Annotated in this window: 19 protein-coding genes; 13 read left to right on the top strand and 6 right to left on the bottom strand. The window is 39.6% G+C overall.

Annotated elements, in window-relative coordinates; genetic code table 11:
• Window positions 1-7: 7 nt before the first annotated feature.
• Window positions 8-592 carry an LURP-one-related/scramblase family protein gene (locus tag PQO01_RS21165; RefSeq protein WP_274316223.1) on the top strand — a complete coding sequence of 195 codons (585 nt, stop codon included), beginning with the start codon at window positions 8-10 and terminating at the stop codon, window positions 590-592.
• Between the two features lie 30 nt (window positions 593-622).
• Here the strand turns inward: PQO01_RS21165 and PQO01_RS21160 are convergent, their stop codons facing one another.
• A complete protein-coding gene (locus PQO01_RS21160) occupies window positions 623-1,789 on the bottom strand; it encodes a serine hydrolase domain-containing protein (RefSeq protein ID WP_274316222.1) in 1,167 nt (388 codons plus the stop codon).
• A gap of 19 nt (window positions 1,790-1,808) precedes the next feature.
• On the opposite strand from PQO01_RS21160, the gene PQO01_RS21155 reads away from it, so the two are divergent.
• The 4 genes from PQO01_RS21155 to secG all read left to right on the top strand — a co-directional run bounded on the left by PQO01_RS21155 (window position 1,809) and on the right by secG (window position 4,446).
• Window positions 1,809-2,159 carry a sirohydrochlorin chelatase gene (locus PQO01_RS21155; RefSeq protein WP_274316221.1) on the top strand — a complete coding sequence of 117 codons (351 nt, stop codon included), beginning with the start codon at window positions 1,809-1,811 and terminating at the stop codon, window positions 2,157-2,159.
• A gap of 143 nt (window positions 2,160-2,302) precedes the next feature.
• Window positions 2,303-3,175, top strand: a complete 873-nt coding sequence (locus PQO01_RS21150) for an alpha/beta fold hydrolase (RefSeq protein WP_274316220.1) — start codon at window positions 2,303-2,305, stop codon at window positions 3,173-3,175.
• A 15-nt stretch (window positions 3,176-3,190) separates the two neighbouring features.
• A complete protein-coding gene (gene tpiA, locus PQO01_RS21145) occupies window positions 3,191-3,961 on the top strand; it encodes a triose-phosphate isomerase (protein ID WP_274316219.1) in 771 nt (256 codons plus the stop codon).
• A gap of 65 nt (window positions 3,962-4,026) precedes the next feature.
• Window positions 4,027-4,446 carry a preprotein translocase subunit SecG gene (gene secG, locus PQO01_RS21140; RefSeq protein WP_274316218.1) on the top strand — a complete coding sequence of 140 codons (420 nt, stop codon included), beginning with the start codon at window positions 4,027-4,029 and terminating at the stop codon, window positions 4,444-4,446.
• A 483-nt stretch (window positions 4,447-4,929) separates the two neighbouring features.
• On the opposite strand, the gene PQO01_RS21135 is transcribed toward secG, so the two are convergent.
• Complete coding sequence (locus PQO01_RS21135) at window positions 4,930-5,607, bottom strand: helix-turn-helix domain-containing protein (protein WP_274316217.1); 678 nt, start codon at window positions 5,605-5,607, stop codon at window positions 4,930-4,932.
• Window positions 5,608-5,737: 130 nt separating this feature from the next.
• Between PQO01_RS21135 and PQO01_RS21130 the strand changes: the two genes are divergently transcribed.
• Window positions 5,738-6,832, top strand: coding sequence for an ABC transporter ATP-binding protein (locus PQO01_RS21130; protein WP_274316216.1), 1,095 nt, complete (start codon window positions 5,738-5,740; stop codon window positions 6,830-6,832).
• Window positions 6,833-7,023: 191 nt separating this feature from the next.
• Here the strand turns inward: PQO01_RS21130 and PQO01_RS21125 are convergent, their stop codons facing one another.
• The 4 genes from PQO01_RS21125 to PQO01_RS21110 form a co-directional block, all read right to left on the bottom strand.
• On the bottom strand, window positions 7,024-7,404 hold the full coding sequence (locus tag PQO01_RS21125) for a type II toxin-antitoxin system VapC family toxin (protein WP_274316215.1): 381 nt from the start codon (window positions 7,402-7,404) through the stop codon (window positions 7,024-7,026).
• Window positions 7,404-7,628 carry a ribbon-helix-helix domain-containing protein gene (locus PQO01_RS21120; RefSeq protein WP_274316214.1) on the bottom strand — a complete coding sequence of 75 codons (225 nt, stop codon included), beginning with the start codon at window positions 7,626-7,628 and terminating at the stop codon, window positions 7,404-7,406. Before PQO01_RS21120 ends, PQO01_RS21125 begins: the two co-directional genes overlap by 1 nt.
• A gap of 157 nt (window positions 7,629-7,785) precedes the next feature.
• Window positions 7,786-8,100, bottom strand: a complete 315-nt coding sequence (locus PQO01_RS21115) for a hypothetical protein (RefSeq protein WP_274316213.1) — start codon at window positions 8,098-8,100, stop codon at window positions 7,786-7,788.
• 1,044 nt (window positions 8,101-9,144) lie between these two features.
• The gene (locus tag PQO01_RS21110) at window positions 9,145-9,411 is read right to left on the bottom strand and encodes a hypothetical protein (protein WP_274316212.1); all 267 of its coding nucleotides are present in this window, start codon (window positions 9,409-9,411) and stop codon (window positions 9,145-9,147) included.
• Here PQO01_RS21110 and PQO01_RS21105 point away from each other — a divergent pair, their 5' ends adjacent.
• The 7 genes from PQO01_RS21105 to PQO01_RS21075 all read left to right on the top strand — a co-directional run bounded on the left by PQO01_RS21105 (window position 9,412) and on the right by PQO01_RS21075 (window position 19,917).
• Window positions 9,412-10,416, top strand: coding sequence for a LacI family DNA-binding transcriptional regulator (locus tag PQO01_RS21105; protein WP_274316211.1), 1,005 nt, complete (start codon window positions 9,412-9,414; stop codon window positions 10,414-10,416).
• An 84-nt stretch (window positions 10,417-10,500) separates the two neighbouring features.
• A complete protein-coding gene (locus tag PQO01_RS21100; RefSeq protein ID WP_274316210.1) occupies window positions 10,501-12,000 on the top strand; it encodes a sulfatase family protein in 1,500 nt (499 codons plus the stop codon).
• Window positions 12,001-12,058: 58 nt separating this feature from the next.
• Window positions 12,059-15,112, top strand: coding sequence for a chondroitinase family polysaccharide lyase (locus PQO01_RS21095; protein ID WP_274316209.1), 3,054 nt, complete (start codon window positions 12,059-12,061; stop codon window positions 15,110-15,112).
• Between the two features lie 147 nt (window positions 15,113-15,259).
• Entirely contained in the window at window positions 15,260-15,862 is a 603-nt protein-coding gene (locus PQO01_RS21090; RefSeq protein ID WP_274316208.1) for a prepilin-type N-terminal cleavage/methylation domain-containing protein, read from the top strand.
• 61 nt (window positions 15,863-15,923) lie between these two features.
• Window positions 15,924-16,538 (top strand): prepilin-type N-terminal cleavage/methylation domain-containing protein, encoded by a 615-nt coding sequence (locus tag PQO01_RS21085; protein ID WP_274316207.1) that lies wholly within the window; start codon window positions 15,924-15,926, stop codon window positions 16,536-16,538.
• Window positions 16,539-16,565: 27 nt separating this feature from the next.
• Window positions 16,566-17,057: a hypothetical protein gene (locus tag PQO01_RS21080; protein ID WP_274316206.1), complete on the top strand. Its 492-nt coding sequence runs from the start codon at window positions 16,566-16,568 to the stop codon at window positions 17,055-17,057.
• A 1-nt stretch (window position 17,058) separates the two neighbouring features.
• A complete protein-coding gene (locus PQO01_RS21075; RefSeq protein ID WP_274316205.1) occupies window positions 17,059-19,917 on the top strand; it encodes a chondroitinase family polysaccharide lyase in 2,859 nt (952 codons plus the stop codon).
• The last annotated feature ends 30 nt before the right edge of the window (window positions 19,918-19,947 follow it).

Raw genomic sequence — 19,947 nt, 5'->3', positions numbered from 1 at the left:
GGAGAATATGAGTGTTTTAAGTAAAAATTTATTTTTAGTCAAAGAGCATGTGGGCATCTTTAAAGCGGCTAATAACTACGATATTTATGATCCAGAGAGCAATGAGCTGATCATGGAATGCCGTGAAAATAAGCTGGGCTTTTTTACTAAATTATTACGCTTTAGCGATTATAAGAGGATGACACCTTTCAATGTGGAGATCACTGATGCTCAAGGTAACTTATTACTATCAGTAAGTCGAGGCATATCAATATTTTTATCCGACGTCAAAGTTCACGATGGCCAGGGGAAATTGATTGGTGGCTTCAAGCAAAAGTTTTTTTCCATTGGAGGAAAATTTGATGTTCAAGATCCTTCAGGTAAGCCCCTCTGTCACCTGAAAGGTAATTGGACTGGTTGGGACTTTCGCTTTTTAGCGGGTGAACGCCAATTAGCTCAAGTTTCCAAAGAGTGGGGCGGTCTAGGTAGAGAGATGTTTACCAGTGCGGATAACTATGTCTTAAGTATAGCAGATGATTTAGCTGCGGAAGCTCCCGTCAGGAAGCTGATCTTGGCAGCAGTTATGTGCATTGACATGGTCTTGAAAGAATAGCTCTCTGAAAAACGACCTAGCTTAGGTGATTTAATAATCTAAGTCTAAATCCTGATAAATGGCATCGTTCATGGCCTTGAGCCTCTTGTTGTGCTCATATTCCCCTGGCATGCCATTAAATACGTAACAAACGACTAAGTCGTGTTCTGGGTCCACATAGGCGGCTGAAGATTGGTTGCCATTATGACCAAAGGTATCTTCCGAGCAATAGGTCCCGAAGCTATAGGGGTAGGAACGATTATGGCATTTAGAGTCGATCATAAAGCCATATCCCCAATCAATAGTTTTGTTAAAGGTAAGATCCAATAAACCTTGGCGTTGCCTAGATGTGATTTCCTCTACAGTTCTCTCGCTCATCAGGCGTTTGCCTTCGTAAGAACCTTTGTTGAGCAACATTTCCATGAATACTCCGAGTTCTTTTATGGGCCCACGACCTGAAGCTCCAGGGCGAACTAGATTAACGCTATCGAAATATTTCTCTAGAGAAGAATAGGGCGTTTGAGTATCAGTTCGATAAAGCCCCGATATATCCAAGCCTGAGTTCAAATAAAGGTCTTTTGTCATGCTAATGCCGCTGTGTTCCATCTTTAATGGGGCCAGTATTTCTTCATTCAAGAACTGGTCGATACCTCGGCCGTCAACAAGACGTACAATTTCACCAAGAATCAACCAGCTAGTACCAATGTGATAGCCAGCTTTTTCACCAGGGGTCCAATCGCGCTCTATGGGCATTTTTGCTATGGCCGCAACAGTTTCCTCCCAGCTAAGTTTATCCCACTGAAGTGGAAGTAGGCGAATGCCGGAAGTATGCGTGAGTAAGTGTTTGATGCTTATTTCTTCTTTGCCATTGCAGGAAAAAGCAGGCAAAATATCTCCCACAAATTGTTCGTAACTCAATGAACGACGTTCATTTAAAATAGCAATCGCCACAGCAGTAAGCATTTTTGAGCACGACATCCAAGGAAGAATTGTGTCGGAACTCAACTCTTTATTGGTATCAATAGCAGGAGGGTGGTTATGGCCTAAGGCAAAGTCTGCGAGTATTTTTGAGTTTTGAGAGATGTATACCTGGGCACCAAAATGAAGTTTTTCTTCTATACCTTCACGAATAACTTTTTGTGTGTTTGAAAATTGATCTAAGCCGAACATTGTTCTTCCATTAATTTTTATTTTAAGCAACCTAGCAGATTTAGTCATAATTAAAAAAGGAGCTCCTTTGAAAAAAAGCTGTATTTTCCTACTTCATGGAAGTCGTAAGCCTAAACAAGGCGAAATTGAAGGTATTGTAGAATCTCTCCAACTGGCAGATGACATGTCTTCGCATATTGCTTACTTGGAATTACAGGAACCATCTTTTGCCAATGTTTTGACCCAGTGCAAAGAGAGCGATGAAGTGCATATCCTACCCCTGTTTGTTTTGGAAGGCCGCCACGTTCGTGAAGATATTCCGGAAATCACCGACGAATTAAAACGTGAAGCTCCTCATATAAACTTTGTTGTTCACCCCCACATAGGTCAGTGGAAGCTCTTCCAAGAGATGCTCAATAAAAAGATTAAAGACTTATAATTTATATTTTTGACTAGGGACTTCTGGTCTATGACAGAAGTTCTAGTGAGAAAGCTATTAAAAAAGCCTTTCTCAAGGCAGAATTAATATGAAATGCAATTACCTTCCTTTCTTGATTATGTAAATTAAAATTTTGGTTTTGAATGAAAGAAAAATTGCAGGAAATCAAAGATTTATACCCCTTTGAACCTAAAGAGTTAAAAGTAGATGCTGGACACCGCCTTTCTTACGTAGATGAAGGCAAAGGGCAAGTGATGCTCATGGTTCACGGTAACCCTACATGGTCATTTTTTTATCGTGATCTTATTAAAGAATTTTCGCAGACTCACAGAACCATTGCACTCGATAATATTGGGTGTGGTATGTCCGATAAGCCCCAAGATTATCAATACACTTTAGAAAACCACATCTCCAATTTAGAGAAATTAGTTCTAGCACTCGACTTAAAAGATATCACTCTTTGTGTCCACGATTGGGGCGGAGCCATTGGCTCGGGAATGGCGACTCGTCACCCCGATAGAATTAAAAATATAGTTGTATTCAATACCGCTGCCTTCCGTTCACAAAATATTCCCAAGCGTATTGCTCTCTGCCGCGTTCCCTTCTTTGGTAAAGTGGCTGTACGTGCTTTCAATGCTTTTGCGGGGTCCGCAACCTTTATGACCACACTAAATCCCTTGAGTGATGAAGTGAAACACGGCTTCTTACTACCGTATAATAATTGGGAAAACCGTATTGCAACTCACGAATTTGTCTTAGACATCCCCCTCGAAGCTAATCATCGCTCTTATAAAACGATTTTAGCGGTGGAAGAAGGTTTAAGCTCGCTAAAAGATGTGCCCATGACAATTATTTGGGGCAAGCATGATTGGTGCTTCGATATGACTTTCTTAGCTCAGTGGAAAGAGTTTTTCCCGAAGGCAGAAGTTCACGAAATGGAAGCAGGTCATTATCTCTTAGAAGATAAAGGCGAAGAAATCATTGAAATTATTAAAGAATTTATTAACAAAAAATAGACTAAGGAAAATAATATGAAAAGACGTTTGTTTATTGCAGGTAACTGGAAATTGAACAAAACTGCTGCTGAAACTACTGAAACAGTTGCAGATCTTAAAGCTAAACTCGCTGATTTTAACGGTTCACTTGATGTAGCTTTATTCCCTCCCTTCCTCTCAATTGCTGCTGGCCAAGCTGCTGCAGAAGGTTCTCCCATCGGTATTGGCGCACAAAATGTTCACTTTGCTGAGTCAGGTGCTTACACTGGCGAGCTTTCAGCTGCTATGCTCAAAGAAGCAGGTATTGAACTCGTAATCATCGGTCACTCTGAGCGTCGTCAGTACTTTGGCGAAACTAATGAAACAGTAAATCTCCGTACTAAAGCTGCTTTGGCAGCAGGTATCAAGCCTTTCGTTTGCATTGGCGAGACTCTTGAAGAACGCGAAGGCGGCAACATGGAATCAGTGCTTAAAGCTCAAATCGTTGAAGGTTTTGCAGATATTTCAGCAGATCAAATGACTGATCTCGTTGTAGCTTATGAACCAGTTTGGGCAATTGGTACCGGGGTAACAGCTACACCTGAGCAAGCTCAAGATACTCACGCTTATATTCGTAGCGAATTTGCTGCACTTTACGGTCAAGATGTAGCTGATAAAGTTATTATTCAGTACGGCGGATCTGTTAAGCCAGGTAACGTTGCTGAATTGATGTCTTGTGAAGATATCGATGGCGCATTAGTTGGCGGTGCAAGTCTTAAAGCTGATGATTTCTCAGCTCTTATTTTAAACGCTGCAGCTCTTAGCTAATTGAGCTTGTAAATTATAGGGCTGGCTTTAAAGTCTGCCCTATAATTATTACACGGAGAATTTTAATGAGTTCAGTATTACTTGCAATTGTTGTATTACTTGCTGTTTTGATCATTGTATCAGTATTGATGCAACCATCTAAAGCTGATGGTGGCCTTGGCGGTTTAGCCTCGGGTATGACTTCTGATGTTTTGGGCGCTAGTTCAAACGACTTTTTAGCGAAAGCCACATGGTGGATGTTTGGTATCTTTGTTGTTTCTTGTCTTTTCTTTGGTAAAATGAAAGCTAATGAAAATGCTGAAAAACTTCAAGAAAAAAATACTAAATCAGCTCTCGAATTACAGGTTCCAGCTAAAGCTGAAGAAACTGTCCCAGTTAAAACCGAAGAAACAGCACCAGTAAAAGCTGAAGAAGCGGCACCAGCTAAAACTGAAGAGGCGGCACCAGCTAAAACTGAAGAGGCGGCACCAGCTAAAGCTGAATAGTTTATAGCAGTAGAAAAGTAATTTTTCTCCACACTCTCTAAAGCCCCATTTACTGGGGCTTTTTTTGTTCCCAGTCTTATGTTGGGTCTTGAACGATTTGATACCTTTCTTTCTTTTAATGAAGTAATTATGGCTTTAGATTGTGTTAGATCATATAAATATATATGTTGATTGGCTTTAGTGTCGCTGTAGTCGTCGAGTTCTTATTTAATAAATGCTTTTTTTTTCGACGAGGCTATTGAATTTTTAGATTAAATCAATATGTTCTAAGTGGTGGCTGTCTGATCCTCCTTTCCTCCATACCTCCCCTCCATTTCAGGCAGTCACCCTTTTTATTCCCTCCCCCCTCAAACATTACCTTATTTGCGAAGACTGATTGTTATCGTATGGTTTTTTATTGCATTACTATCGTATACACAGCCTTAATCTCAGTACCTTACTGTCTAGCTATCTTTGCGAGTCTTTCCCATAGTAACCCAAGGCTTACATCAACCAATCACGCTCTTTGCGGATTTGACTAGGTGATTTGTCGGCATGCTTCTTAAAGAAATGACTAAAGCTCGCACAGTCCACAAAGCCACAACTAGTGGCTATTTGAGAAATCGAATGCTCAGTATTTTCCAAGAGGGATTTTGCTTTTTGAAAGCGCAAACTTTTTACGTAGCCCATAATTGAGCCCAAGTCATTATCTTTAAATAACTTAATAAGCTGTGTTTTTTTTACTTTAAACTCAAGACAAAGCACGTCAATACTGAGTTTGTCATCCAGATTATTATTAATGAAATCGGTGATTTGTTGAATGAGTGGAAGGTCAATTGCTCCATGAGCGGAATCTTTTTTCAAGCGCTCAATAATGTAATTTGCCGAGGCATTTAGATATTGTGGGCTGCGTTTTTCAGCGAAAAAATCTTCATCGATTAAAGCTAAACTAAGTTCATCACTTTCACTTAGGTAGCTTACCTCCGTATCCACATTTATTAATAGGACTTTATGGCTTGCGCTAAGTTCTTTACACTCAATTTGTGTTTCTTTGATTAAGTAAACATCACCCATAGAGAGCTTGCGATTCTCGTTCTCACTGATGATCATGAATTCACCCTCTAAAACAATGACTAATTGATTTATCCTGAGTTCATTTATGTCTGTGGAGTAGTTCTTCATAGGGCAACTTAGTATAGGACTCAAAGAAGTCAATTTAACTTTTTGAACAAAAATATTTGTTTATTTGTTGAAAAATGCTTTTTCATCGTTAAGCTGTATCAACTTTAATTAAATTATCAGGAGTCTTATTATGGCCGAAGTAAACCTCGACAAGCTAAAAAAAGTTTACGATGGCGGCGTCATTGCCGTTCACGAATCTGATCTTCATATCGAAGATAAAGAATTTATGGTTTTGGTAGGACCTTCAGGTTGTGGTAAGTCAACGACATTGAGAATGATTGCCGGCCTAGAAGAAATCTCTGGTGGCGAATTAAAAATTGGCGATAGACTCGTGAACGATGTCCCACCTAAAGATCGTGATATTGCTATGGTTTTCCAAAACTACGCTCTCTACCCTCATATGACTGTTTATGATAATATGGCCTTTGGTCTTAAATTAAGAAAAACTCCTAAGGCGGAAATCGACAAACGTGTTAAAGAGGCTGCAGCGGCGCTAGAATTGACGGATTACCTCAAACGGAAGCCAAAGGCTCTCTCGGGTGGTCAACGTCAGCGTGTAGCTCTGGGACGTGCTATTGTGCGTGATCCAGCAGTCTTTTTATTAGATGAACCACTCTCAAACTTAGATGCAAAAATGCGTGTCAGCATGCGTAAAGAATTAAAGCTTCTTCATCAACGCTTACAAACAACCATGATTTATGTAACTCACGACCAAGTAGAGGCCATGACTTTAGGTAATCGCATTTGCGTTATGAGCCACGGTTATATACAGCAGGTTGGTAAACCCTTAGATGTTTATGACTACCCAGTGAATAAGTTCGTAGCGGGTTTCATTGGTACGCCAACCATGAATTTCCTTGAGGGGGAACTCAAAATTGAAGCTGGGAAAACAATTTTCTCTAGTGGTCAAACACATATCGAATTGCCACAAGATAAAGCAGAAAAATGTCAAACATACCTAGGGAAAGCAACTTTTGGCGTGCGTCCAGAAAAACTAACGATTGCCAAAGAAGAACCCAACTCAATGTCTTTCTCTGGCAAAGTTGAATTCATTGAAAAATTAGGCGATACGCAACAGGTTTTTCTTAAAGTAGGGGAACAGTCTGTGACGGCATCCGCAGAAGCTCACTTTGAAATTGAAGCCGGCGATCAAGTCTACCTCATTCCCGATATGGAACGCATTCACATCTTTGCAGGTGAAAACGAAAAGAATATTACTTTATAAGACTCTCACCAAGTATTTTTTTTCATTCAGTAATAATACAAATTCTAAACAAAAAAAGCTCCCTCTTTTTGTGTTCAAATAACACTAAAACTTACAATGATCTTGGGCCTGACGACCTAGATCATATGAGATTAAATTAGTTCATTTAAATTGATTATTTCCATGAGTAAGTTGTCAGCTACAACCCCTGGTTAGGGAATCTTTATTTTATTGTCGACCATTGGGAAATGTTTAAAGTTATTTGAGACTAAAGTATAATCACCATCAAGAGCAGTAGCCGCAATCATACAGTCAGCTAATCCCGCATTGTGTGATTTATAATATTTGTTTTTGAGATATCCAGAACTAATTGATATATCTTTATTTAAGTCAATTATTGAAAATAGACCTAAAAAACCACCTAGTTGAGTTTCTTCGTTTTTTCCCTTAACACCAGCATAGAGTTCGGCAACAGTTACAACTGAAATATGAATATTATCCAGTTCATTGGCTATGAACTCTTTTGGACCATTTTTGCCTCTTAGAAAATCGATGATGATACATGTGTCTACTAAATATTTTTTGTTTGACATTATCGGTCCATGCTCTCACGAGTTGTTTTGAAATCATGATCGTTGGTTTTCCACATTCCAAAAGCATTTAACAAAGAGGCTTGTTTATTCTGTGAATTATTTGTCTCAATAAATGTATCAATTGCATTTCTAATTAATTCGCTTTGACTCTTACCTGTAGATTGAGCCAAGGACTCTAAACTTTCTTTTTCTTCTTTAGTTATGTAAACTTGTGTACGTATCATAATGTTCTCCTTGATGTATACATCTAATGTATGTTATTTTTTGAGATTTATCAAGTTCATTATTTTTTATTACTCCCTATGACTCCCTAACGTCTAAGCTGAGGGAGATTGAGCCTTAGCGAAAATCTTCCTTCCGGCTTCTTGTTAGTCTTCGTTTTTAATTGTGTTGCCTGTCAGATGTGATATTGCCTTTGTCAGATATGGTTATCAATGTTTTATACCCATAACTGCTTTTTTCTAAGTATGCTAAATCATCTTTTTTGTATACTTCATCTTTCATTTTAAATGATATCTCTAATCCGGATTCACCTGAAATAGTAGGTGAGTTACTCTTTGATTCATTCGGATTTAAGCTTCCTAGATTGATTGTAAATCCATTTCCATTGAGAGTTATATTATGAATCACTTCTGTTGATGTATTTAGGACAATAACTTCAGTTGGTCTCGAGACTTTGTAGAGTCCATACCCCATGATGATACATCCTGTAAAAATGATGATTGCTAGCTGCTTAATTATTTTCATGTTTTATTTTAGACTAACATTGTTATTAGTGGACATGTCCGGAAATTACTCTTTTTTTGGGAGTTTGGGCTGATTTGGTGATTTTTTAGGAATTTGGGTAATCTCTGGACACGGCTATTTTCTTGTTTTTGAGTATTGTGGTGGGCTTTGTGTTTGCTTGTTATTGTTGTTTGGGCGAGACAGACTCCGCATCAAAAGTGCTGAGGGCACCAATGTAAAAAGGGGCTATGGTCAGTATGTATATAAAAACTCCTCTCCAGTTTCAGTGTTTTTTAGGATAGTATTTTGCTGTGTTATTTACAAGCATAAAAATGCTGATTGGAAGCTGAAATCACTGTTTCCTAACAGATTTGGGTAATTAATGGATATGTTCATTAATTACCTTCGATGAGATAGGAAGTATGGAAAGTTGAAAGGGTTTAAGGAGTTTTTAAGAGGGCGAGGAGTGAGTAAAAAACAGCTCAGTCATTATGAACTTTAGGTACTTATATCTAGGTGAATTTTTCTAAACTTTGCGCCTTAGCGTCTTCGCGAGAAATATATTTTAAGAACTAGAGCTAATTCATGAGTCAGAGGAGGGGCTTAAGGAAAGTCAGTAGTCTAGGAACTGGGTTCCCTTCCCAGCGAGGCTAGCCAGCCATCGACGGGCGAATGGTGTTGTGGAGTGAGGTTTATTGAAAAGAAAAGTGTGAAGCAGGCGAGACGAGGCTGTGTGAAAAACAGAAATACTGCTCACCTTAGGGCTAAACGCCCGACAAATTGTAGCATGCTACCGTGAGGTGCATGTTGTGAGTTCTACTAAAACAGAGGGCTGTAAGTCCGATACATTCAATACCTTGTGTCGGTGCATTGCACCTTAGATACATTTTTCTTTCAAACGTGTGGCTAAACCACACGCTATTTTCTATCGGTGCTTTGCACCTAAAAGAGTATTTTTCACACAGCCTCGAGACGCCTGCGCTCCCAAGGTGGGGGGATAGAGATGTTTTGGAATTATGAGATGAGGGAGCGCTGCCCCTCATACACCCCGCGAGGAATTGCCATTCCTCGACCAAGCGGACAATGGGGGCTGAGTTTTTTTGAAAAGGGTGCTGTGAAGTAGGCGAGACGCTTGTGCTCCCAGGGTGGGGCGAGCTGATGCAGTTTGAGTTTAGTGATGATCAGATGCTCTCGTTGGCATTTTTGTGGATTTTCTGGGGGGATACACTGGAACTTGCTTTTAATTGAGCTTAGTTTAGGTAAATTTAAAAGTGAGGTCACATGGCATCTTTAAAAGATATTGCTGAAAAAACGGGTGTTTCAATACGGACAGTTAATCGAGCCTTGAAGGGCGATGAGAAAATTAAAGAGGCAACCAAGAAATTAGTTCTTGAGGCAGCGAAAGAACTCAATTACATTCCCAATTTAGCTGCGAGAGCATTAAAGAGTGGGGGTGGTTATGAGGTGATTGCGGTCATTAATAATCTACATGAAATGCACTTGCGCAAGTTTGCGGCGATGGAAAAAGTTTTGCGTCAAAAGGATCTCTTATTATCCATTTTTATTGTTGAAGATGAAAATTGCTGTGAGGATCTGCTGAAACGTTTATCTCTTAGTCGACCTGCGGGAGCGGTACTGATGGCGGACTATGATAGTCAAGAGCAGTATGATTTGATTAAGGGGCTTTGGGAGATTTTTGATCAACAATCAATTCCTTGCGTCGGCATTGACTTGGATTTTGAAGGCATGAACCAGGTCGTACTCGATCGTTCTCAAGCTATTTATGATGCCGTGCAATATCTAAATAAGCAGGGTTACCAAAAAATTGCCTATGCGGGTATTGAGGGCGCCTTTGGTAATGATGAGCGCCTCTTGGGTTATCGTAATGCCATGAAAAATCTATCTCAAGAAGAGAGTATTTTTCTAGCACCACCAGCAGTGGGAGATGAGGCAAGAGTAGAATCGGGGAAATTGGCAATGAAGTTTTTCATGGACTTAGAAGAAGGCCCAGATGCGATTCAGTTTTTCACAGATATGATGGCGGTTTCAGCATTACAATTCTGTCAGGAAAATGATATTAAAGTTCCCGAGGATTTGGCGATTATCGGTTTTGATAATCAACCCATCACAGCATTTACTCAACCGCCTTTGAGTACAATTGTACAGCCGGTTGAAAAAGTTGGTGAGATTAGTGGTCAACTTTTATGTAATCTAATTAAGTCTTCTGAATCAAGGGTTTATACCAAGATGGTGAATGCCGATTTAGTTGTTCGTCAATCGACTTAAATAAATTTATTTCCTAAGAGAGTTTGTATTTTTAAACTTCTCGCCTTATTTTTGCCAACGTTGGCATTAAAAAGAGAGAGCACGATGAAAAAGAGATTTCAAAAATTGAGTAGGGTGTGCATGGGCATGACTTTTAAGTCGCACACATTTGTCCTTGTCGCCCTATTCAGTTTTTATTTAAAGGCAGAAACAAAACCTAATATTATCCTAATCTTAGCAGATGATCATGGCACATCTGATTTAGCTTTCCTGGGGCTTGAGAAGGATGTGAAAAGTCCTGCATTAGATCGTTTGGCCGAAGAGGGGACTTACTATGAGCAAGCTTATTCGACTGCCCCAATTTGCAATGCATCGCGAGCAGCTTTGATGAGTGGCATTTATCAGGCACGCTTGGGAGTTTTTTGGTATGCTAATCCTGGCTTGCAAAATCTTAGAACTCCAAGCTTAGCGCAAAGCCTAAAGAACTCTGGCTATAGAACGGCTTATGTTGGCAAGGTTCACTACGGGAGTGGCAATCCAGACTCCACGGATTTTCCGCTCAATCATGGTTTTGATGAATTCTTTGGTTTTTGCGGAGGTCGCAAGCATTATTTATTTCATGATGACCTCGAAGAGAATCATTTTTTAAAGCAACAAAAAGAAGCGGGACAAGACAGTTCCAATCCAGTGACTCGTGAAGGTGGGCTGAGTAAATTTGAGAGTTTGAAAAAGGGAAGTCTTTGGAGAAATAGAAAAAAAGTGGTAGTCCCTGGTTTTAGCACCGAAATTTTTGGTAGGGAAGCGCGCGATTTCATTAAGCGTCAATATAAAAATCCTTTTTATCTTCATTTGTCCTTCAATGCTGTGCATAACTTTACACATCAATTACCTAAGAAATATTTAGAAGAGCACAATTTAAATGCGATCAAGGACTGGGATCCGTCAAAAGAAGCTTACTTGGATTGGTACCGAAAAGGACGCTATCCCAACAATCCTCAGGGGAGAGAATATTATCTTGCTCACATAGATTTTATGGATCGCGAGATTGCTAAGGTAATGAATTTATTAGACGAGCTAAAAATCAAAGAGAATACGCTACTCATTTACGCTTCTGATAATGGTGGTTCGACGCCAATTTATGCTCGAAATGGAGCTTTACGTGGGAGCAAGTATACTCTATATGAGGGCGGAGTTCGCGTTCCCTTAATTATTTCTGGGCCTGGCTTTAGTAGTAAAAAACAGATATCAAGGCCCGTGAGTTTATTGGATTTATATCCGACCATTTGTGATTTAGTTCAGGTACCTAAAGGCGATTATTTAGATGGCAAATCTTTGTATGATTCTAAAGAAGAGAATAGGATCTTTTATTGGGATAGTGGACATGAGCGTGCGATTAGGAAGGGCAAGTGGAAATATAAGCAAGCTTTAGATAATGCCGATGCAAAATTAGAGATGGTTGAGCTGGAAATCGGAGAATTCCTCTATGACCTTGAAAGTGACCCTGGAGAGAGAGTTAACCTTTTAGCAAATCATCCAGAAAAGGTTTTAGAACTCAAAGAAGAATTTCGTCAATGGAAAGAAAACTTAAGTACAAAAAAGAACTGAATAAGTAGAGAAGTTCTTGGACTCTTAACTGAGCCCCTATTTTAAACAAGGAGAAAATATGCGCCCCTACCAATTTATTTTTATTATTCTTAGTCTCTGGCTTTTGCCTTCCTGTCGTACAGAAAAGACCAAAACGGCGGCTCCGAAAGAAGTGGATTCTTACAAGCCAGATTATCAGTCAGAGCAATATCTTGCATGGGACAAAGCTCAAAGTAAACGCACCGTTTTTTCTTTTGAACAAGAAGATGATCTATTTCATTTTGAAACAAAAAATTCTCAGATTACGGCAAGCACTAACCATGCCCATTTGGGGAAGCAATCACTTTTGTGGACTTGGCAAAACGGGGCTCAAATTAAAGCCAAACGTCTGCGTGCGCTCAATCTAAAAGAAAGTAAATTCGTGGGGCAGGGGTCGGCACTGAGCCCCACTTTTATTGCTAGCTTTTATAGTCCCAAAGTACAAGATAATTCACTACGATTTAGTTTTATAGGTCCAGAGGGTCAGGAAGCTCATTTTGACTTACAGCTAAATTTTTCGGGTTGGCGAACAGTATGGGTACCTTTTTATGATATGAGTGGAGGGCCCAAGAAGCAACGCCAAGCCTTTGAGATTGAATCATGTATAATTTCAGCGCAAGGTGAACAATCCGGACAAATTTATGTGGACGACATTATCTTTTCTCAATTCGCCGATGATCGCCATCAGTACCCTTCTTTGCAAACGCCTTTTGTAAAAGCTAGTCAGCACCAAAATCACGACCATTGGATGCCCCATTTAGGACTACTGGAAAAAATGAAGGAAATTAAAAAAGTAGAGGCGTCATCACAAGAAATAGCCGATTTAACAAGAGTACAAAAGAACCTTGAGGAAATTTTTTCAGCTACGAACAGCCGTTCTTACGAGAGCTTTATCAGTTCACTTCATGATTTCGGTTTAACTTTTAATAATGGTAGCGTTCAAGGCCCTCCGCTTAAACTCACTGTACAAATGAATGTTATGCATTATGAGCTTGCCAAAATGAGCGATTTAGCTTATGTCAATTTTGATGATTTTTGGAAGTATCAGCTCGAGCTTATAAAGGCGTGGAAACGTGCAGAAGCAGATGAAAAGTTTGCCTTGGGAGAATTATTTTTAGCCGGCTTGCGTTACACGCGTGATCAGGGTTACCAAATGGGGAGTTCTCAAGGAACATTGCACCACCTAGGTTATCAAATCCGCAATTATGTTCTCGCCTGTTTTTTAGCGAGGGACTTAGTGAGGGAGGCAGTACTTTTAGAAGAAGTCTACGCTGACCTAAGTTGGTTTTTGAATGTGGGTGAGATTTTTAGTGATGAAGATGATTTTCGAGCTAATATTGATTATTTAAATACGATGGCGATTTATCGCTTGATGACAGTGAGCATGTGTCCAGATCAAGATCGAGCATGTCAAGGACTAAAAGCCTTTAGTTATCACCTTGGAAAAACTTTGTCTTACACTGACGAGCGCGGTGTCTTTAAAATTGATGGTACGGCCTGGCATCATTGGGGACATTATCCAGCCTATGGAATTGGTGCCTTCGCTAGTGTGGGCAATTTATTTCAAGTTCTTAAAGGAACTTCATACAAAGTCTGGGGCCCAGGGCATGCGAATTTTAGGCGCGCTTTATTAGCATCGCGTATTTATTCACAAAAATTTGATTGGGGGATTGGCATTAGCGGGCGCCATCCTTTAGATGGCAATATAAAAAGTTTGAAAAGTAGCTTTTTAAATTTGGCGTTAGCGGGTTCGCCTGATGGTAGTGAAAGCCTTGATCGTGAAGTAGCCTCAGCCTATATGCGTCTTTGGGGATTACCAAAAGATACGAACATTGCCCAAGTTTTTATAGATAAAGCCATAGAAGCGGAAGATTTAAATGGGAATTGGGCCTTTCCCTATGCCGATTACATGGTTCATCGTCGTCTCGGCTGGATGGCATCGGTAAAGGGCTACAGTAAAAATGTTTGGTCCTCAGAAATTTATACTAAAGATAATCGTTATGGACGTTATCAATCCAATGGATCCGTACAAATTATGAAGCAGGGCAATAAGGCTGACGGCTATCTGGAAGCAGGCTGGGATTGGAGTCGAGTACCTGGCGCGACAGTTATTGAGTACCCCGCAGAATTACTGGAACCCAAGCGCGATAGCACCTTGATGTTCACATCGAGTACGACTTATGCGGGATCTTTGAATTTCGCCAATCACGGAGTTTTTGCCATGTACTTAAATAGCCTAGGACTTGAAGGGCGTTTGAAAGCAAGAAAATCGGTTTTTGCCTTAGGAGATCGCCTGATTTGTTTAGGTAGTGATATAAAAAGTCGAGAAGAAAACTATGGAACTTCAACCGTCCTCTTTCAGCATGCCAAACTACAAGAAATGCGTCCAGTGTTGAGCACCGAAAGTACAATGAGTTCAGAAATAAGAAATAGTGTTTTTGAAGTAGAAAAAGGCGATAGTCTTAGAGATGGGCAGGGCAATTCTTATGTATTTTTAGAAAATGCCAAAGTGAACCTGCGTCGTGCACTTCAGAGGAGTCCAAATAATAAATACTCAATAAGGCGCGGTGACATGCACTCCAAGCGCAAAGGGCAGCAAGCATTTGGTGAAGGGCTTTTTGATTCGGCAGTGATTAAACATGGCAAGGCTCCTAGTTCGGGTAGCTATGCCTATGAAATCTGGCCTGGAGGAGAAGTCAATTTAGCTCCGATAAAAATAATTCAACGCGACCATAAAGCTCATGTCGTTTATGAGCAGACCTTAAATACACTGGCTTTGGCTGTTTTTGAGAAAACAAAATTTGAAGGTTCGATACTTAAAGAAGTTAGCCAAGCCTGCTTAATGAGTTTACAAAAGGTGGATTCAGGGATAATACTTTCTGTGGCGGACCCCGATGTTAATGATGCTAAGAATGAGTCAGGTAAAAGGCTCTTTGGTCATAGTTTGGGTTCCGAAATAAGACTGAGCTTAAAGGGGGAATGGAAGCTCAAAGAAGCGGATGAAAACTTAAGTATAAGCTATGATAATGATTGTAGTAGCATCATTATTAAAGTTAATTCTGGTTTGACTCAGAGCTTCATTTTGACTAAATGATTAATGCATCCGTGAGTTTTTTGAAAAAAATTGACTTTATAGAAATTTAAACTCTAAAAAATCCATCTAAGCTCTTGACTTTCAATTGAAATGGTAGTTAAATATAAAAAATGCCAACGTTGGCAAAAAGATGATAAGGTGATGAAAATGAAAAAGCAATTTAATTTGATCGAGCTCCTCGTGGTGATTGCCATTATTGGGATTTTAGGGAGTTTACTATTGCCGGCCTTGGGGCAGGCTAGAGATAAGAGTCGTCAGAGCGTATGCGCAAATAATCAAAAGCAGATATCTGTAGCATTTTATACATCGAGTGATGATGAAGATGGGCACATTTATGTTTCGAGTTCTTCAGCATTACCAACTCGCAGTACTTATGGGTATTATTTGATCAATAATGATTATGCTTCAGCGCCAATTTTTCGCTGTCCTAAAACTGAAGGTGAACTTTCTGATAATGCTTGGAATTCTTATGGTGCACGTTACTTACATACAGCTCCCTACCTCATGAAGATATCGGATTATACTTCAGACGATTGGCTTTTGGGTGATTCCTACCAAGCTAGTTCAGCGGATGCTATGTTCCGTATGACAAATGGGACGAGTACTGGTTATGCTTGGCCACATTTAATGCATAGTGGTAAAGCAAACTTTCTGTTTTTTGATGGACATGTGGAAGGGCTCTCTAGTGCCTACTTGAAGTCTCAGTTCAACTATAGTTCGGTATTTAGTGAATCTGGAGAATCTTTTTAAATGACTATTTTAAAATTTTGAAATGCTTAGAGAAGATCATAGATTAGTCAAAGGCTTGATAATGAAGAATAAATTTACACTTATAGAACTCCTCGTGGTGATTGCCATTATTGGCATTCTGGCGAGTATGCTTTTGCCTACTTTAGGTAAAGCTCGCGCCAAGAGTCGTCAGGCAGTCTGCTTGAATCAGCAGAAACAAGTCGCCGCAGCTTTTTACACTTCCTCCGAAGATAAAAATGGTTATATTTATGCGAGCAATACTTCAGATTTAAATAACGGCATTAAAACCTGGGGTAAAAATTTAATTGATGAGGGCTATGTCAATAATGAAGTTTTACGTTGTCTTGAACTCGACGAAATAGATTTTGGCAATGTATGGAATGCTTGGAATAGTTATGGTGGGCGCTATAGCAATGCCGATCCTTACTTAATCAATATGGGAGAATATGATTCATCAGATTGGTTAATAGCGGATGCTTATTATAGCAGTGATGATGACTCCATTTTTCGCATGCACCCCAGTCAGACAAACCTTTATAGTCAACCCCACCTCATCCATCAAGGTAAAGCAAATATTCTTTTTTTTGATGGTCATGCCGAAGCTTTGGGAGGGACCTATATCAAAGCCGTACTTGGCTTCAATTCCGTATATTCAGAATCGCGGATCTCTTACTAAAATCAATCCAATAAGAAGGAAAATAAAATGAGAACATTTTTATGTTTATTGATTCTCTCTGTCTTTGTTCAGGCAGAAGAAACCGAAGCTTATAAACTAGCCTACGGTAAAGCTAAGTCTCTGGAAAAAATTGCTGCCGATCAAAGTTCATTTGTGAGGGAAGCACAAGGAGAGCTTTATTACGATCGTGTAGAACTAGAAAAGGTCATGAAAAAATTCAGTTCTGAATTTGAGAAAATTCACGATAAGTACGTAGATTTCAGAACGAAATTCACTAAAAATAGATCTGATGATAAAGCTAAAAAGGCTTATTATCAGGAACTTAATCATATGATCTATCAGCTCTACACCATGTCCCACGGTCTTCCCGATGTAGCTAAAGAGAGAAAGAATTTAATTCAATCTCGAAATGAATATCAGATGCTTGTTCTCCAGAACCTTCCTGCTGATAAACAGGCTACATATCAGCAATACATCGATATTATTAATAAAATTCACGGACACGAGCAAAATATTTAAGATGAAAAAAATATTTTTTATTTTAACTGCTTTTGTATGCTCAGTTCAAGCTAAAAACTTTGTTTCCTTTGAAGCGAACGAGGATGCTTCAAACTGGCGAGGCCAGTTTGAAACCAGTTCAGAAAGAGCCTATGAAGGGGATAAATCACTTAAGTGGCAATGGCTGGCGGGTGATCTTATAAAAGTCGATACTGATGTTAACTATTTACCTCAGCAAGAGAATACAGTTAACAAAGCTCTTTCGACATTTTCCTGCTGGATTTACAATGAGCAGGCGATCAATGATTCACTGAGATTTAGCTTTTTAAAAGCTGGCAAAGAGCATTGTTATTTTGAGTTCAATTTAAACTTTACGGGTTGGAGAACTTGCTGGGTGAGTTTTGAACGCGACATGCAGGCTAAGCCAGTTAAAGGCATGGATCAAATTATTTTGCGGGCTCCGCAAAAGCTAGAGTCAGGAACTTTATTTATCGATCATTTCATTGCATCGAGTCAAGTGGATCCACGCCATCAGATCCCAGATCGTCAGGTTCCTTTTGTCAATAAAGCAGTCGTCGTCAATGCTAATAAGCATTGGATGGCACTGGATTATTTTGCATCACAAAAGAAGCATCAATACCAATTGAGCTCAGAGGACAAAATTGCGGCTCAAAAAGTCGAGTCTCGCTTTCAAGTGATACATCAAAAAAAGTTCACGCTCAGTGATAGTGCCTTCAACAAAATTAAAAAGCAGTTCGAATACTATACGAGTGGGCGCGGTAAAACTGTGCTCTTAAATGGTCACGGAGCCGTTTATAATGGTGTAAAAACTAAAAAATTCCTGGATGATCAAATCGACGTTAAAAGGTATACGGCTTTTATGCTGCAGTTAGCGCGAGCCTATGATAGCGCTTCAGGCGATAGGAAATCTAAGCTAGCAGACATGTTTATAAAAACGTATCAGAATATACATAAATATGGCTGGGCCTATGGAAGTGGTTTAGGAACGATTCATCACCTCGGTTATGCTTTAAGGAATTACTACCCATCATTAGTGTTGATGAAAGCAGAATTAAAAAAAGCGGGTTTACTGGAGCAGGCATATAAAGATATGTACTGGTTTAGTGGTTTTGGTAAAGTTTATGAGCCTTTCGAAACTGCGGGATTCGCAAATATTGATATTCTAAATACAACGTCTATGGGGATGTTGGCCACAGCACTAATGGCTGATGGCAATGAAGCTCAAAATATCAAAGCTTTTCAGTTTTGGCTCAATCGTGGTCTCAATGTAGCGCCAGGGTTAAAAGCTCCTCTAAAAGCTGATGGTTCACTTTACCATCACCGCAATCATTACCCAGCTTACGGTAAGGATGCGCTACGCGGCATTAGCCCTGTCATTTACCTCTTGAGTGGTGGTTCATTGCGTTTGGCTGAAGAAAATCATCGTGCCGTCAATAAATGCCTTTACATGATGCGAAATTACTGCAACTTGCGAGAATGGCCACTTTCGGTATCTGGTCGTCATCCACTGGGAAATGGGGGGCTTGATCCGCAGACTTATTATTGGATGGCGAAGTCAGGAAGCCCAGGTGGTAAAAAGGAAGTTGACCCTAAAATGGCAGCCACTTTTTTACGCTTAGTTAAAAATGATCGTAAATTTGCCAGTCAGTCTCTGGAATTAATGGCTAAGGGAATAGAAGCGGAATCAGCGCCCGAGGGTAACTGGTCAATGAATTACGCGTCCTTTGGCATCCATCGTCGTGGTGATTGGATGTTTAGTGTAAAAGGTTTTAGTCGCTACCTCTGGGGTGCGGAAATTTATAAAGGCGCCAATCATTATGGCCGCTATCTTTCCAATGGTCATTATCAAATTATGAACCTCAGTGAAAGATTGAATATGGCAGGATGGAACTGGAATTACCTTCCTGGGACGACTTCGGTGGTCATTCCTTATGAAGAACTCAGAGCGAATGTTTTACAAGTCGATGAATTCAGTGGCTATGAAGAACTGCTAATCAGTGATGAAACTTTTGCGGGAAGCTTAAGTTTTGAAAATAACGGTATGTATTCTATGAAATTGCATTCCCACCCAAAGTACGGCAAAGACCTCCGAGCCTTTAAATCCTATTTCATGTTTGATGATATGGTGATTTGTTTAGGTGATGGAATTTCATCGATTGATGATAAAAACCCCACTGTGACAACATTGTTTCAGCATCAAGGACAGAGGGATTTAAACACAGACTCTAATGTTTTTGATGATGGAAAGGGCAACCTCTGGAAAGTTGTAGAAGGGGAACTCAAGCAGAGTTCTGGGAAACAGCTTAGTCCAAATCAGAAAACGGATGTACTTGAAGACGGGACCTTTACAAAAGCTTGGATTGATCATGGTAAAGCGCCTAAAGATGCTAGCTATGAATACGCTTTTAAGATTCAGGACAAGGATAAAAAATTTCCTTATGAAGTTCTTCAAAAAGATTCTGAAGTTCATGGGGTTCTAGCTCATGAAACGGAGGCTTTTGCGATTTCCACAATACCTCAAACGATTAATTCTAGCTTTATCACATCAGTTAGTTCTCCATGTATGTTTATGGCTAAAAAAGAAGGTGAAATTCTTAATCTGACTATCTGTGATCCCGACCTTCACTTGTATGAAGGGCGAGATGAAAGTCAGTATGAAAGTGGCCTTCAAAAAGAAGTGAGTATTTATTCCCGAAAATGGGGTGCTAATGAGAGTGTAGCTAATGAATTGAGAATAAAGTTAAATAAGTCATATAAACTCAAAATAAACTCTAGTAAGTTAAGAATTGTTAATGGTAGTGAACTCATTATATCCTGTCAGCATGCTGAAAATATAGACTTGCAATTAATTGAATTATAAGATCTAATTATCTAGCTTTTTGATAAATTT

It is taken from the genome of Lentisphaera marina (assembly GCF_028745505.1).
GTDB classification, from domain to species: domain Bacteria; phylum Verrucomicrobiota; class Lentisphaeria; order Lentisphaerales; family Lentisphaeraceae; genus Lentisphaera; species Lentisphaera marina.
This window is presented reverse-complemented; position numbering and strand designations above follow the sequence as displayed.